Origin of the sequence: Hyphomicrobium sp. MC8b (assembly GCF_905067615.1) — a bacterium.
GTDB lineage: Bacteria > Pseudomonadota > Alphaproteobacteria > Rhizobiales > Hyphomicrobiaceae > Hyphomicrobium_B.
The window spans coordinates 40408-55172 of record NZ_LR898465.1; the positions used below are offsets into that span (position 1 = coordinate 40408).

Genomic DNA, 14765 nt, shown 5'->3' on the forward strand with positions numbered 1-14765 from the left:
GAGGGACGTCACATATGAAGGCAGCTCTTTGCAAGAGCCTTGAGGGGCCGAACGGCCTCGTTATCGAGACGCTGGCGGAGCCGGTGCCGCTGGACGGCCAGGCGATCGTCCGGGTTGCGGCAGTCGGTCTCAATTTCGCCGATACGTTGATTACGCGCGGCAAATATCAATTCAAGCCGGATTTACCGTTTTCGCCGGGTGCCGAAATCGCGGGCGTGGTCGAGAGCGTGGGGCCGAACGATCTCGGGATTCACGTGGAACAGCCGGTGATGGCCTACGTCAACTGGGGCGGGGCGGCGGAAAACATCGCGGTCGACATCGGCAAGCTGGTGCCCATTCCGGACGGGGTGCCGATGACGGTCGCGGCCGGGCTTTCGGTGACCTACGGCACGGCGATTCATGGGCTCGCAGATCGCGGTCAGCTCAAGGCCGGAGAAACGGTCGTCGTGACCGGCGCGGCAGGTGGCGCCGGCCAGGCGGCGGTGGAGATCGCAAAGCTGATGGGCGCGCGCGTCATCGCGGTCGTGTCATCGGATGAAAAAGCGAAAATCGCCAAGGCTGCCGGGGCCGATGAGGTGATCTTGTTTCCCGGATCGGATCTCAAAACGGAAGTTCGCAATCTCACTGGCGGCCGCGGCGCGGACGTCGTCTACGATTGCATCGGCGGAGAGGCGTCCGAACCGCTCGTGCGGGCTTTGGCGTGGGAGGGGCGCTTTCTGGTCGTCGGGTTTGCGGCGGGTGAAATTCCAAAAATTCCGCTCAACCTGCTGCTGTTGCGCGGCGCGGAGATCGCAGGCGTTTTCTGGGGCGAAGCGGTGACGCGCAATCCCGCCGGGCATCGCGCCAATATGGTTCGCGTCTTGGACTGGGTGCGCGAGGGGCGGCTCAGGCCGCGCGTTCAGGCGACGTATCCGCTCGAAGACATCGTGTCGGCGTTGGGTGTGCTCGACCGTCGCGAGGCGACCGGCAAGATCGTGCTGACGATAAGCTGACGCGGTCGCGCGTTACCAGCTCACGTCGCCTTCGCCTTCATCTGCCAGGAAGCCCATGCCGCGCATCGGGAAGCGTTCTTCGACGCCGTACGGCCCGCCGCCAACGCTTGGGCGCGAGGACATCAGCAATGTTCGTGCAACGAAAAACGGCTCCGAGCGATAGCCGCCGTAGCGCGACAAGTAACGGGCAATGGAATCGACGTTCGAATGTTTCAGGCGGGCGAGCGTGACATGCGGTTTGAACGCCCGCGTATCGGGCGCAAGACCGGCATTGCGTGCGGCTTTCTCGTGGGCGCGGGCGAGGTCTTCGAGTTCGGGTTTGGGTTCGACGCCCGCCCAGATCGAATGCGGATCGTCACCGCCGAAGACGCCAAGACCGGACAAGCGCAGCTCGAAGCCGTCAGGTTCGATGCGGGCGAGGTTGTCGGCAAACTCGCGCGCTTGAACGTTGCCGATGTCGCCGGCGAACCGCAGCGTGATGTGGTAGCTCTCCGGTTTAATCCAGCGCGCGGCGGGAAGAGGCATACGCAACCGATGCAGCTCGTCGCAAATATCGTCAGGCAGTTCGATGGCCGTAAACAAGCGGGGCATTTCAGGATGTCCTTGCTCGTAGGCGGGGCTTAAGGCGCAGCCCCTTTTGCTGTCGTCTCACTTTGGTCGATGCGCGCGATAAGCGCTTCGACGTCAGGCAGAATGCGTTTCACGATTTCGGCAACGCCTTTGGCCGTCGGATGCAGACCATCGGGTTGCGTGAATGAGGGATCGAGCGCGACGCCTTCAAGAAAAAACGGATAAAGCGGAACGTCGTATTTTTTTGCGAGATCCGGAAAGATCGCATCGAATTTTTTGGCGTAATCGTCGCCCCAGTTGTTCGGCGCTTTCATGCCGGTGAGCAGAACGGGAATGCCTTTGGCTTTGAGATCGGCCAGCATCTTGTCGAGGTTTTCGCGCGGGACTTTCGGATCGATGCCGCGCAGCGCGTCGTTGGCGCCAAGCTCCATGATGACCGCGTCGGGTTTGGGATCGAGCGCCCAGTCGAGGCGTTCCAGTCCGCCCGACGTCGTATCGCCCGAAACGCCGGCATTCGTTACGGTGACCTTGTGTCTCTTGGCCTGAAGCGCCATCTGAAGCTGGGTCGGGAAGGAGTCGCTGGTTTTGACGCCGTAACCGGCCGTCAGACTGTCGCCGAAGGCGACGATCGTCAGTGGGCGCGACGACACGGCAGTTGCAGAGGTTACGAGCGGAGCCATCATCCCGGCACAGATCAGTACGCGAAAGGCGGTCTTCGCAATCCAGCCAGAAACCCGGTTCGGGGCGCGGGAAGCTTTAGCGTTCATCTTTCGGCCCCACACATCACACATTTCATGAGCTGACGTAGAGGCTCAATGTGTGCGGCACAAGTCCGATACGACACACATCAGCCACGACAAGGCAGGGCATCTTACCTTGAGCGATCCGATCATTAAACTCGACAATGTGCAGTTGACCTTAACGAGCCGCGCCGGGCCGGTACATATCCTGCGTGGCGTGTCGCTTGCGATTCCGCGCGGGCAATCGGCGGCAATCGTCGGGCCATCGGGATCGGGCAAGACCTCGCTGCTGATGACGATGGCGGGCCTCGAACGGGCGACGAGCGGCCGCATTACGGTCGCGGGGCGCGAGCTTGGGTCGCTGTCGGAAGATAATCTGGCCGTTCTGCGCGGCGCCGACATGGGCATCGTGTTCCAGTCGTTTCATCTTGTGCCGACGATGACGGCGCTGGAAAATGTCGCCCTGCCGATGGAGCTTGCGGGCGAAGCAAAGGCCTTCGAGACGGCGCGCGACCTCTTGGCGGAAGTGGGCTTGAGCGCTCGTGTCGATCATTTCCCGGCGGAACTTTCAGGCGGCGAGCAGCAGCGCGTTGCGATTGCCCGCGCGTTGAGCCGGTCGCCGGATATTCTGTTCGCAGACGAGCCGACCGGCAATCTCGACGGGCGAACGGGCAAACAGATTATCGAGCTGTTGTTCGGTCTGCGCGAGCGGCGCGGCGCGACCCTCGTGATCGTCACGCATGACAACAAGCTTGCGGCAATGACCGATCGCGTGATCCGCATGACGGACGGCGCAATCGTCGCCGACGAGAGGACGGAAGCCGCTATGCGCGCGGTGTCGTCGTGACGGCACTCTCGAATTTGGACGGCGCGGCTCAGCCGAAACGCGCGAGTATTCTCACCATCGTTCGTCTCGGTTTGCGCGAAATTCGCAATGGTTTCGATGGTTTTCGCATTTTCATCGCCTGCCTGGCACTGGGTGTGATGGTGATCGCGGCCGTCGGCGCGCTGGCCGATGCGTTGCGCGCCGGACTTACGAAACAGGGCGAGGCGATCCTCGGCGGCGATGTCGTGTTCGCGCGGATGCATGTTCGCGGCACGCCCGAGGATCAGCAGCTGTTTCACAGTCTCGGGCGGGTGAGCGAAACGGCGACGATGCGAACGATGGCGCGGCGTACCGACGGTTCGGATCAGGCCCTGGCGGAGTTGAAAGGCGTCGATGGCGCTTATCCGCTCGCAGGGACGGTGACGCTGAAGAGCGGTGGCACATTTGCCGAAGCGCTTTCCGGACAGGGCGCCGTCGCCGATGCCATGTTGCTTGATCGGCTCGGTCTCAAGATCGGCGACGAGATGCGCATCGGCTCAGAAAGTGTGGTGATTAAAGGCATTCTCGATAACGAGCCGGATGCCATCGTCGACCGCATGACCTATGGCCCGCGTGTGTTCGTGTCACTCGCGACGCTGGAAAAAACCGATCTCATCAAGCCCGGCACACTCATTCGCTGGCGCTATGCGATCAAGTTGCCGACAGGTGCGCCAAGCGACCGTGGGGCGCTTTCGAATTTGCGCAAATCGGTTGCCGAAAAACTTCCGACCGGCGGCTACACCAGCAACGATCGTTATGATCCGTCACCGCAGATCAGCCGGGCGCTCGACCGCTTGCGGCAGTTTCTCATCCTGATCGGGCTGGCATCGCTGCTGGTCGGCGGCGTGGGCATTGCGAACGCGGTTTCCACGTTCATCGACAAGCGCATGAAGGTGATCGCGACGCTCCGCAGCATCGGCGCGTCGGGTTCGCAGATCATGGGCATATTCCTGGTGCAGCTCGTCATCATGAGCGCGGTAGGCATTGCGATCGGCCTCGCGCTCGGCGTTGCGGTGCCGTCGATCATCGACGAATTCTACGGTGATTTGCTGCCTGTTCGGATCAACGTCGAGGTATCGCCGCTCAGTCTGGGACTCGCGGCGCTCTATGGCGCGCTCGTTGCGTTGCTGTTTGCGCTCTGGCCATTGGGACGAGCGGAAAACGTATCGGCGACGGTTCTTTTTCGCGACAGCATTAACGGATCCGGCGGTCGGCCGCGAACATCGCTCATCGTGTTGATGGCGGCGCTCGGTGCGGCGCTGATCGCGATCGCGGTGTTGACGTCGGAGCCACGGTCGATTGCGCTCTGGATTCTTGCCGGGCTGGTCGTCATGCTGGTCGTATTCGGCTGGCTCGGCGGATTTCTGGCGCGGATGGCGCGTCGCCTGCCGCGCCCGTCGCGGCCGGAATTGGGACTGGCGTTGCGCAACATCGGTTCGCCTGACGGGCTGACGCGTTCTGTCGTGTTGTCGCTCGGGACTGGCCTTTCGCTGCTCGTCGTGGTGGCACTCGCGAATGCTTCACTGGTGGCGGATCTGCGGGACCGCTTGCCTGAGGAAGCGCCGGATTATTTCCTGCTCGACATTCCGCCCGGAGATTTCGATGGGTTGAAGGCGCGCATCGCGCAAGACGTACCGGGCACGTCACTGGTCGAAGCGCCGATGCTGCGCGGCCGGATCGTCGCGATCAAAGGTACGCCGGTCGAGGATCTCAAATTTTCGTCCGATACTCAGTGGGTACTGAATGGCGACCGCGGCCTGAGTTATTCCGACAGCATTCCAGAAGGTTCGACACTCACCGCAGGTTCCTGGTGGGCGAAAGATTACTCCGGGCCGCCGCTCGTATCGTTCGAGGGCGAAATCGCGAAAAAACTCGGGGTCGGACTTGGCGACAGCGTGACGATCAACGTGCTCGGGCGTAATATAACAGCGAAGGTCGCAAGCCTGCGCGAGGTGAAGTGGGAGAGCATCGCCCTCAACTTCATCATGGTGTTCTCGCCGAACACGCTGCGGGCCGCGCCGCATAATCTGCTTGCGACGGTGCGCCTGCCGCCAGGAACGGCGGCGGATGTCGAAACCCGGATGGTGCGCGATATCGGCAGGTCCTATCCGTCGGTCAGCGCCATTCGCGTTCGCGACGCCATCGATCAGTTCAGCAAGATCTTCGCGAAAGTGATGGTGGCGGTTCAAGTTGCAGGTAGCGTGACGCTGACGGCGGGCGCGCTCGTTTTAGCAGGCGCGCTCGTAACGGCTCAGCGGCGGCGAATCCTCGAAGCCGTTATTCTGAAGACGATCGGGGCACGGCGGCGGCAGATTCTCATGGCGCACGCCTGGGAATATGCCTTGCTGGCCGTGATTGCGGCGCTCATCGCCATTCTGCTCGGCAGTGTCATCGCTTGGGTTGCCGTTACCCGCGTGATGGAATTGGATTATGTCTTTTCGCTCAATGCCGTTTTCGTGACGCTTGGGGTTGCAGCGGCTATGATTGCGGTGTTCGGTGGGATCGGAACGTGGATGATCCTTAAGGCTCCGCCTGCAAGTTACCTGCGTTCAGAATAAAAGCATTCTGCTTTTGGTTTCCGGACCTTGAAAGGCTTCGGCAGCAGGATCATATTCCACGCAGAACCGGCAGTTCGCCGGATAACACGAGGATTCGAGGACCATGGCTGAAGTTTTTTCGCGACCAAATAGCCCGTACGGCAGCGCGCGGACATCTGGCGCGATCGACCAGGGGCTGCGCTCGTTCATGCTCGGCACCTACAACTACATGGCACTCGGTGTTGCCGGTACGGCGGCCGTTGTCATGCTTCTTATGGCCAACCCGCAGGTCATGGCAGCGATTGCGCTGGGCCCGATGAAATGGGTTCTGTTTGCCGCCGTCATGGGTCTTGGCTGGTTTGCACCGCGTCTTTTCTTCGGCGGCAGTAACGTCGTCGCCCACGGCGCTTATTGGCTCTACTGCGCGGCCTGGGGCGCTTTGATCGCTCCGATGATTTCGCTTTACGTTTCGACCGGCATGGCTGGCCTCGTCGGTCAGGCTTTCTTCATCGCCGCCGCGATGTTCGCGGTCACGAGCCTCATCGGCTACACCACGAAGAAGGACATGACCGGCTGGAGCGGTTTCCTGTCGATGGCGTCGATCGGCCTGATCGTCGTCATGCTCGGCAGCTTCTTCTTCATCACCGATCCCGGCACCAGCAAGACGGTCAGCATGGGTATCTCGGCCGTCGTCGTGCTGCTCTTCTCGGTCATCACGGCGTTTGAAACGCAGGCGATCAAGTCGATGTACATCGAGAATGCCCAGTATGGTGGCGAAGAGCAGCTGAAGCGGTCGTCGATCTTCGGCGCCTTCATGCTTTACGGCTCGTTCATCACGCTCTTCATTCACATCCTGAACCTGTTGGGAATGGCGAATCGCAACTAAGAGCGAGAAATCAAATTGAGAAAGGCCCCGGAATCCGGGGCCTTTTTTGTTTGCGTATTTTTTGTCGGCGCTCTTTTGTTTTCCGCTTCCGACTCTCGTTCCGAGAGCCGGCCGGAAGCGGAGGAAGAGCTTTAAAATCTCACGACGTCGGGGCGGTCTTCGAGGACGCTCAGCACGCGCTTCAGGTCATGGCCGCGCTTCATGATGAGACCTCCGGCCGCGATGACGCTGTAGGCGCCCTGTTTGCGCGCCAGGCGCAGATCCTTCTCGATGCGATAGAGTGCGTATTCGCTGGCCTTGCGATAGACGGAGAAGACGGCCTTGTCGCGTAGCAGGTCGATGGCGTAGTCGCGCCAAGCGCCCGAGGCGACTTTGCGGCCGTAGAGATCGAGAATGGCTGTGAGTTCGTAGCGATCGAATGTGGTTCGACGGCCTGGCTCCGAATGCTGATCGGACGATCCAGGCGTGCCCGCTGAGCGCGGGCGGAAAACTATCGGGTCGGTTGTCTCGCTCAAACGGCGCCGTCCAATCGTTGAATGACGAAGGATCGCGCTAACGGACAGCGAATGCAAGAGAGACGTCAAAAAACTTGCGGTTCTTCGGCCAAATGAACGAGATGAACAACTTTGGGGACAAAGCACGGAAATACCCTGACCCTGACAAAATCGCGACTCAGGCGCGGCCCCAATCCGCCGTATTAAAACGCGATAGAGATAACCGTTGCCTTTGGGTCCGATTTCAAAGGACCGGCTCTGGATATATAGCCCCCCAGCCCCCCGGGGCCATAGTTTCGAGATAGGACTCTCAGGCAACGCTCCCTTCTGCGTTTTGGTCCCCATCCAAAACGAACCCTCTCCCTCGACGTCGTGTTCGACAGGACCGGTGCCACCGCGCCGGTCCTGTCGGCGTTGCCGCATTGCAAGGGTTTCATTTGAGCACAAACGGTATTTTGTGCGTATATAAAGTTACAGAGTGGGGGAAACTCGGATATTCGATCTCAATGATAGCAAAGCGTAAGGCGGCATCGAAGCCGCGCCCAAAAGCCACCGCCAATCCATTGATGATGAAATGGAACGGCGAATTCGCCATGCCGCCATTCGAGAAAATTGAGGCGCGCCATTTCAAACCGGCGCTCGAAGCGGCGTTTCGCGAGCACAAAGCGGAAATCGAAAAGATCGCACGCAATCCGGCAAAGCCGACGTTCGCCAATACGATCATCGCTCTTGAAAAGAGCGGCTGGCAGTTGTCCCGCGTCGCGTCGGTTTTCTGGAATCTCGAAGGCTCGGATTCGACGCCGGAATTGCAGGAAGTCGCGCGCGATATGGCGCCTCGTTTTGCAGCGCATGAAACGCAGATCCTGCTTGATAAGCGCCTCTTCAAGCGTGTCGACGATCTTTACGAGCGCCGCGATGCGCTGAAGCTCAATGATGAAGACCTGCGCGTGCTCGAACGCCACCATCTGGAATTCGTTCGCGCGGGCGCACGGCTGTCGTCGGCAGATAAATCACGCGTGAAAGAGATCAACGCGCGCCTTGCGACGCTCGTCACGCAGTTCATGCAGAACGTCTTGAAAGACGAGCAATCCTGGCAGCTCGTGCTCGATGGCGAGAACGATCTCGCCGGACTGCCTCAAACGCTCAAGGACAGTGCGGAACGGGCGGCGGCCGATGTGGGTCTTCCGGGCAAGGCCATCGTGACGCTGGCGCGGTCGAGTGTCGAAGGGTTCCTGACGTACTCTGCCCGCAGAGATTTGCGGGAGCAGGCGTTCAACGCCTGGATCAGCCGCGGCGCACGCGAGGGCGAGACCGACAACCGGCAGATCGTTGCCGAAGCGGTCGCCTTGCGTGGTGAATATGCGCGGCTGATGGGCTTCAAGTCGTATGCCGAATTCAGCCTGCAGGACACGATGGCGAAGACGCCGGTTGCCGTCGATGAGCTTCTTCGCGCCGTGTGGGCGAAGGCCGTCGTGCGCGCCAAAGGCGAACGCGATCTGCTGGCGGCGGAAGCGCAGAACGCGGGCGACAATTCCGAGATCATGCCGTGGGACTGGCGCTACTATTCTGAAAAGGTGCGCCAGGCGAAGTACGATTTCGACGAGTCGAAGCTGCAGCCCTATCTCGAACTCGATAACATGATCCGCGCTGCTTTCGACACGGCGACGAAGCTCTTCGGATTGAAGTTCAAGGAGCGCAAGGATCTGCCGCGCTATCACCCCGAGGTGCGTGTGTGGGAGGTGCTCGACAAGAAAGGCCAGCACGTCGGCATTTTCATGGGCGATTATTTTGCCCGACCAACGAAGCGTTCCGGCGCCTGGATGTCGTCGTTCCGCTCGCAGCACAAGCTCGGCAAGGGCCAGACACCGATCATCATCAACGTTTTGAATTTCACGAAGGGCGGCGATGATACGCCGCCGCTGCTGTCGTTCGACGATGCGCGCACGCTATTTCACGAATTCGGGCACGGGCTGCACGGGTTGCTGTCCAACGTGACGTATCCGTCGATCTCGGGAACGTCAGTGTCGCGCGATTTCGTCGAGCTGCCGTCGCAGCTTTACGAGCATTGGCTGTCGACGGCGGACGTGCTCGAAAAGCACGCGCTGCACTACAAGACCGGCAAGCCGATGCCGAAGTCTCTACGCCAGCGGCTGACGGCGGCGCGCAATTTCAATCAGGGATTTGCGACAATCGAATATACGTCATCGGCACTCGTCGATATGGCGCTCTATTCCGCGGACATGTCGGAAATCGGCGACATCGAGGGTTTCGAACGCGATGCGCTCAACGGTATCGACATGCCCAAAGAGATCGTGATGCGGCACCGGCTGCCGCACTTCATGCACATCATGTCGGGCTATGCAGCGGGCTATTACAGCTATCTGTGGTCGGAAGTGATGGACGCGGATGCGTTCGCGGCGTTCGAAGAGACGGGCAACGTGTTTCATCCGGCGACGGCGAAGAAGCTGCACGAGTTCATTTACTCGGCGGGCAATCGGCGCGATCCGCATGACGCATACGTGGCGTTTCGCGGGCGGCCGCCGAAGATCGACGGTTTGCTGAAGAAGCGCGGGCTGGCGGCTTGATGATTGGCCCCGGCGACTCCCCTTCGGGGAGCCGGCCGCCGGGGCACCTACCAGAGGCCCGCCATCGTCGCGCCGATGATGGGGCCGCTGCGGCCCTCCTGCACGAGCACGACGACCTTCTGCACGTCGGCCTGCATCATGGCGGCGCGCGGCAGCTGCACCTGCATCGGCTGGCCTTTCCAGATGCCGACGGGAATAAGTTCGTGGACGACGTTGGTGTAGGTCAGCGTCTTGCCGGCGTTCTCGCCATCCTTGACCGGCACCGAACCCGACATCTGCACGACGCCGAGCCAGATGGTCGCCTCGCGCGGGGTATGGCCGGCCGCATCGGCGCCCAGCGCGAAGTTCATGGTGTTGCGCTCCTGCCAAAAACGGACCGGAACCTGGCGGGGTCCTCCGGATTTGGAGGTTTCGTCGATAGCTTGCTCGATTGCGGCTTTTGAGGAGCCATTAACAGGGATTTCGCCGTTCACGACCGCCTGCGGGGTGTAGATCTGGCCGTCGCCACGGGCGCGGGCGTAATTCCGCTGTCGTTCCGTGTTGCGCGGTGAAGCGAAGGTGTCTTTCCAGCCGAGGTAGTTCCAGTAGTCGACGGGAAGCGACAGGGCGATGATCGACGGATCGTCGGCGAGCGTCTTCAGCACCTCGTCGGCGGGCGGGCAGGATGAGCATCCCTGGCTCGTGAAGAGTTCGACGACGGCTTTGACGGGTTCGTCTGCTGGCCGGTCGACGGGGACTTCCTGGGCTGAAGCGGGAAGGGCGCTGGCACCGACGACGAGGACCGCCAGCAGGAATTTGCGAAAACGCATCAATCGTTAAGCCTCACAGACACTACGGCCGCCGCCAAGTTTATCTTTAGCGCCCACAAACGTCAGGCCAAAGTGAAAGGCGCGAAAGCCTTGTCACGAAGGGGTGAGCGTTAAGGAATTCGCTGGAGGGCGGGGGAGCGTTACGTCGGCGATCGACCGATCTGCGCCGGGGGGAGACGGGAGCAGACATTTTCGGCACTGCGTAGCAAATTCACCAAGCCGATGAGAGCGTCGCCCACTGTGACTTGCAAAAAAGGGCCGCACTTGTGCCCTTGTGATGGCAGATCGCTGCGTCGTGCCGGGCTTCTAATCGCGGAACGCGCCGGACCCGGACGACCTATACTTTGGCATTTGTGATCTTAGACGATAAGGCCGTAGCCCGATCGAGTTCAGAACCGGAACTGCTCTTTAGGGTCTAGCTCGGGTTCTTTGCGTTTGGGCATTGTGTTGGCGTCTTTCTCGAAGGAATAGCTCGCGGATAACCATAGGAGTGGCTGCAATGACGCTGGAATAATATCTCAAGATGGGCGAGTTAATTTCACAAATCGGATGTGACGTGTCTAAGATTTTTGCATACGAGCACGAATATTATCGAACATTCGATCAAGCGATACGTTCAAAGCATGAGCCGCATTGTCCTGTAAAACAGGGTCAGTTGCTTCAATCCTTACCTTGGAAAGATCGCTTGAAAGAGACTTGGCAAGAAGGTCTAGCCTTTGGACGGCGGTTTCTTTTTCGACGTTACCCAACGTAAGGAACATTTGAAAAATCAATTCTATCATCAGTCGTTGAGCGTGAAGATCTGGAGTGATCTCCGCGAATAATTGCTCGGTCTCTAACTCAGTCATGCTTTTCTGTGCCTTTTTTTGGCAGGGCGTGACACCCGTTCCTTTCCTTCTGATCAGGCCGACCAGTCGTTCGATAGGTCAACCGCTAATGCCTCGTATCTGAGGTCGGCCCTTCCACCATTCTGTATTCAGGCTTCGGCGGCTCGGCCGGCAGCGTCTTTTCCTTGCGCAGCTTCGGCCAGCGAAACGATGGGGACCGGATGCCGTCCCGGTTGGCTTCAAGGTAGGTGATCGTCGCGCGCAGGTGCACGATGGCGTCAGCGCGGGGAACTTTGCGAGAGTCGCCGCGAAGCTTTAGGTGCCGCCATTTCCAGGTCCACGCGCCGGGAAGCTGGTTGATCCAGCGATTGATTGTCCTGGTTTGCCAATAGACGTCATGGCTTCGAGCCGCGTCTTCCAGCACGGAGCGTAGCGCCAGAATGACGGCATCTACCTGCGACGTCATATTGATCCCCTCCGACAACCCGCCGATTCAAAATATCACTTTCTTGCCCTATCGGCATCGGGAGGGGCGGATATTTTTAAGTTAGGCCCGGCGACACGCGTTCTGCGTGGCGGCCGCCGGGGCCAATTAATTAAGCCGCCAAGTTGCGCAGCACGTAGTGCAGGATGCCGCCGTTCTTGAAGTACTCGATCTCGTCAAGGGTATCGATCCGGCAGAGCACCGGCACGGGTAGCGTCGAGCCGTCGGCGCGGATGATGGTGATCGTTACGACCTCGCGCGGCTTGACGCTGGCGAGACCGGGAATGGTCACGCGCTCGTCGCCCTTGAGGCCCAGCGATTCCCACGAAGCGCCTTCGGTGAAGACGAACGGCGCCACACCCATGCCGACCAGGTTCGAACGATGGATGCGCTCGAACGACTGCGCGATGACGGCGCGGACGCCGAGCAGGTTCGTGCCTTTGGCCGCCCAGTCGCGCGAGGAGCCGTTGCCGTATTCGACGCCGGCGAAGACGACGAGCGGCACGCCTTCGGCTTCGTACTGCATGGCGGCGTCGTAGATCGGCATTTCGATGCCCGACGGATAATGGATCGTCAGGCCGCCTTCCTTCACGTTGCCGTTCGCGTCCTTCACCATGTGGTTCTTGATGCGGATGTTGGCGAAGGTGCCGCGCATCATCACTTCATGATTGCCGCGGCGCGTGCCGTATTGGTTGAAGTCCACCGGCTGCACGCCGTGGTCGAGTAGATATTTGCCGGCCGGGCTCGCGGTCTTGATGGAGCCCGCAGGCGAGATGTGGTCGGTCGTGATCTTGTCGCCGAAGAGACCAAGGATGCGGGCGTTGACGATATCGCCCACGGGCTTGGCTTCACGCGCGATCGACTGGAAGTAGGGCGGGTTCTGGACGTACGTCGAAGAGCCGTTCCAGCCGTAGGTCAGGCCGCCGCTGGTCGCGATGCCCTGCCAGTTGTTGTCGCCTTTGAAGACGTCGGCGTAGCGCGACATGAACATGGCGCGCGTGATGTTGTCGGCGATGAACTGCTGGATTTCCTGCGTCGTCGGCCAGATGTCCTTCAGGAAGACAGGCTTGCCGTCTTTGCCCGTGCCCAACGGCTCTTTGGTCAGATCCTTCTGGACCGAACCCGCGAGCGCGTAAGCGACGACGAGCGGGGGCGACGCCAGATAGTTCGCCTGCACGTCGGGGCTGACGCGGCCTTCGAAGTTGCGATTGCCGGACAGCACGGCGGCGGCGACGATACCGTTACCGTTGATGGCTTTCGAAATCTCAGGCGCCAACGGGCCGGAGTTTCCGATGCAGGTGGTGCAGCCGAAGCCGACGAGGTTGAAGCCGATCTGATCGAGGAAGGGTTGTAGGCCCGCATCCGCGAGGTAAGCGGCGACGACCTGCGATCCCGGTGCGAGGGATGTTTTCACCCACGGCTTGCTCGTCAGTCCGGCATTCACCGCGTTACGGGCAAGAAGACCGGCGGCGATCAGCACGCTGGGATTCGACGTGTTCGTGCAGCTCGTGATGGCGGCGATGACGACGTCGCCATGACCGATGTCGAAGTCCTTGCCTTCGACGGGTGCACGTTTCGCAAGCTCGTCGGGCTTCTTGTATTCGCCCGCGAGTGCGGTTTCGAAACCGCTCTTGATGTCGGTGAGCGCGATGCGGCCTTCGGGACGCTTCGGGCCAGCCATCGACGGCACAACATCGCCGAGCTCGAGTTCGAGCGTGTCGGTGAAGACCGGATCGGCCGAGCCCGTTTCGCGATAGAGGCCCTGCGCCTTGGCGTAGGCTTCGACAAGGGCGATGCGATGCGCGTCGCGGCCCGACATCGTCAGGTAGTTGATCGTTTCCTTATCGACAGGGAAGAAGCCGCACGTTGCGCCGTATTCCGGTGCCATGTTGGCGATCGTCGCGCGGTCGGCGAGCGTCATACTATCGAGGCCGGGGCCGTAGAACTCGACGAACTTGCCGACGACACCCTTCTTGCGCAGCATCTGCGTGACGGTCAGAACGAGGTCGGTCGCGGTGACGCCCTCCTTCAGCTTGCCCGTCAGACGGAAGCCGATGACCTCAGGAATGAGCATCGACTGCGGCTGGCCGAGCATGGCCGCTTCGGCTTCGATGCCGCCGACGCCCCAGCCGAGGACAGCGAGGCCGTTGACCATCGTCGTGTGGCTGTCGGTGCCGACGAGCGTGTCCGGATAGGCGACGAGTGAACCGTCCGCCATCTCGTTGGTCCAGACGGTCTGCGACAGGTATTCGAGGTTGACCTGGTGGCAGATGCCGGTGCCGGGAGGGACGACGCGGAAGTTCTGAAACGCACCCTGGCCCCACTTCAGGAAGTTATAGCGCTCGCCGTTGCGGGCGTATTCGAGCGCGACGTTGTCGGACAAGGCTTTCGGTGTGCCGAACTCGTCGACGATGACGGAATGGTCGATCACGAGATCGACGGGCACGAGCGGGTTGATCTTCGTCGGATCGCCACCGAGCTTCGTCATGCCGTCGCGCATGGCGGCGAGATCGACAACGGCGGGCACGCCAGTGAAGTCCTGCATCAGCACGCGGGCTGGGCGGAAGCCGATTTCTTTCTCGGTTTTGCCTTTGTTATCGAGCCATTCGGCCATGGCCATGATGTCGGCTTTGGTGACCGAGCGGTTGTCCTCGTGACGAAGGAGGTTTTCGAGGAGAACCTTCATGGAATAGGGAAGGCGCGAGATGCCTTTAAGGCCGTTAGCCTCGGCATCGGGCAGGGAATAGTAAACGTAAGTCTTACCCTCGACGGTGAGGGTTTTCTTGCATTTGAAGCTGTCGTCGGAAATGGGTGTAAGGGCGCTCAAGGTCAGGCCTCCGAAAGATTAAGACGAAGGGCTGCGCCGCCGGTGTGCCGACGGAATCGAGGACGCCCCGCGGCACATAGGACTGGGCCGCGCGACCCCCTCGCTTTTGCGCTAGCGAAGGATACAACGTGCCTTTTATATAAGCATAT

Annotated in this window: 12 protein-coding genes; 5 read left to right on the top strand and 7 right to left on the bottom strand. The window is 60.6% G+C overall.

The window, feature by feature from the left end:
- Window positions 1-14 precede the first annotated feature (14 nt).
- Window positions 15-992, top strand: coding sequence for an NADPH:quinone oxidoreductase family protein (locus ACLB1Z_RS00215; RefSeq protein WP_409561518.1), 978 nt, complete (start codon window positions 15-17; stop codon window positions 990-992).
- A 12-nt stretch (window positions 993-1004) separates the two neighbouring features.
- Here ACLB1Z_RS00215 and thpR read toward each other — a convergent pair whose 3' ends face one another.
- Both thpR and ACLB1Z_RS00225 read right to left on the bottom strand, forming a co-directional pair.
- Window positions 1005-1583, bottom strand: a complete 579-nt coding sequence (gene thpR / locus ACLB1Z_RS00220; protein ID WP_409561519.1) for an RNA 2',3'-cyclic phosphodiesterase — start codon at window positions 1581-1583, stop codon at window positions 1005-1007.
- A 29-nt stretch (window positions 1584-1612) separates the two neighbouring features.
- Complete coding sequence (locus tag ACLB1Z_RS00225) at window positions 1613-2329, bottom strand: arylesterase (protein ID WP_409561520.1); 717 nt, start codon at window positions 2327-2329, stop codon at window positions 1613-1615.
- A 52-nt stretch (window positions 2330-2381) separates the two neighbouring features.
- Here ACLB1Z_RS00225 and ACLB1Z_RS00230 point away from each other — a divergent pair, with 52 nt between their 5' ends.
- From ACLB1Z_RS00230 to ACLB1Z_RS00240, 3 genes are all read left to right on the top strand, one after another.
- Window positions 2382-3149 (top strand): ABC transporter ATP-binding protein, encoded by a 768-nt coding sequence (locus ACLB1Z_RS00230; protein ID WP_409561521.1) that lies wholly within the window; start codon window positions 2382-2384, stop codon window positions 3147-3149.
- Window positions 3146-5725 carry an ABC transporter permease gene (locus tag ACLB1Z_RS00235; protein ID WP_409561522.1) on the top strand — a complete coding sequence of 860 codons (2580 nt, stop codon included), beginning with the start codon at window positions 3146-3148 and terminating at the stop codon, window positions 5723-5725. Before ACLB1Z_RS00230 ends, ACLB1Z_RS00235 begins: the two co-directional genes overlap by 4 nt.
- Before the next feature lie 103 nt (window positions 5726-5828).
- Window positions 5829-6590 carry a Bax inhibitor-1 family protein gene (locus ACLB1Z_RS00240; RefSeq protein WP_409561523.1) on the top strand — a complete coding sequence of 254 codons (762 nt, stop codon included), beginning with the start codon at window positions 5829-5831 and terminating at the stop codon, window positions 6588-6590.
- A 131-nt stretch (window positions 6591-6721) separates the two neighbouring features.
- On the opposite strand, the gene ACLB1Z_RS00245 is transcribed toward ACLB1Z_RS00240, so the two are convergent.
- On the bottom strand, window positions 6722-7105 hold the full coding sequence (locus ACLB1Z_RS00245; RefSeq protein ID WP_409561524.1) for a DUF2794 domain-containing protein: 384 nt from the start codon (window positions 7103-7105) through the stop codon (window positions 6722-6724).
- 485 nt (window positions 7106-7590) lie between these two features.
- Between ACLB1Z_RS00245 and ACLB1Z_RS00250 the strand changes: the two genes are divergently transcribed.
- On the top strand, window positions 7591-9669 hold the full coding sequence (locus tag ACLB1Z_RS00250) for a M3 family metallopeptidase (protein ID WP_409561525.1): 2079 nt from the start codon (window positions 7591-7593) through the stop codon (window positions 9667-9669).
- 47 nt (window positions 9670-9716) lie between these two features.
- On the opposite strand, the gene ACLB1Z_RS00255 is transcribed toward ACLB1Z_RS00250, so the two are convergent.
- The 4 genes from ACLB1Z_RS00255 to acnA all read right to left on the bottom strand — a co-directional run bounded on the left by ACLB1Z_RS00255 (window position 9717) and on the right by acnA (window position 14616).
- Entirely contained in the window at window positions 9717-10478 is a 762-nt protein-coding gene (locus ACLB1Z_RS00255) for a DUF1223 domain-containing protein (RefSeq protein WP_409561526.1), read from the bottom strand.
- 560 nt (window positions 10479-11038) lie between these two features.
- A complete protein-coding gene (locus ACLB1Z_RS00260; protein WP_409561527.1) occupies window positions 11039-11326 on the bottom strand; it encodes a hypothetical protein in 288 nt (95 codons plus the stop codon).
- Between the two features lie 85 nt (window positions 11327-11411).
- Window positions 11412-11771 carry a hypothetical protein gene (locus ACLB1Z_RS00265; protein ID WP_409561528.1) on the bottom strand — a complete coding sequence of 120 codons (360 nt, stop codon included), beginning with the start codon at window positions 11769-11771 and terminating at the stop codon, window positions 11412-11414.
- A 130-nt stretch (window positions 11772-11901) separates the two neighbouring features.
- A complete protein-coding gene (acnA, locus tag ACLB1Z_RS00270) occupies window positions 11902-14616 on the bottom strand; it encodes an aconitate hydratase AcnA (protein WP_409561529.1) in 2715 nt (904 codons plus the stop codon).
- Window positions 14617-14765 lie beyond the last annotated feature (149 nt).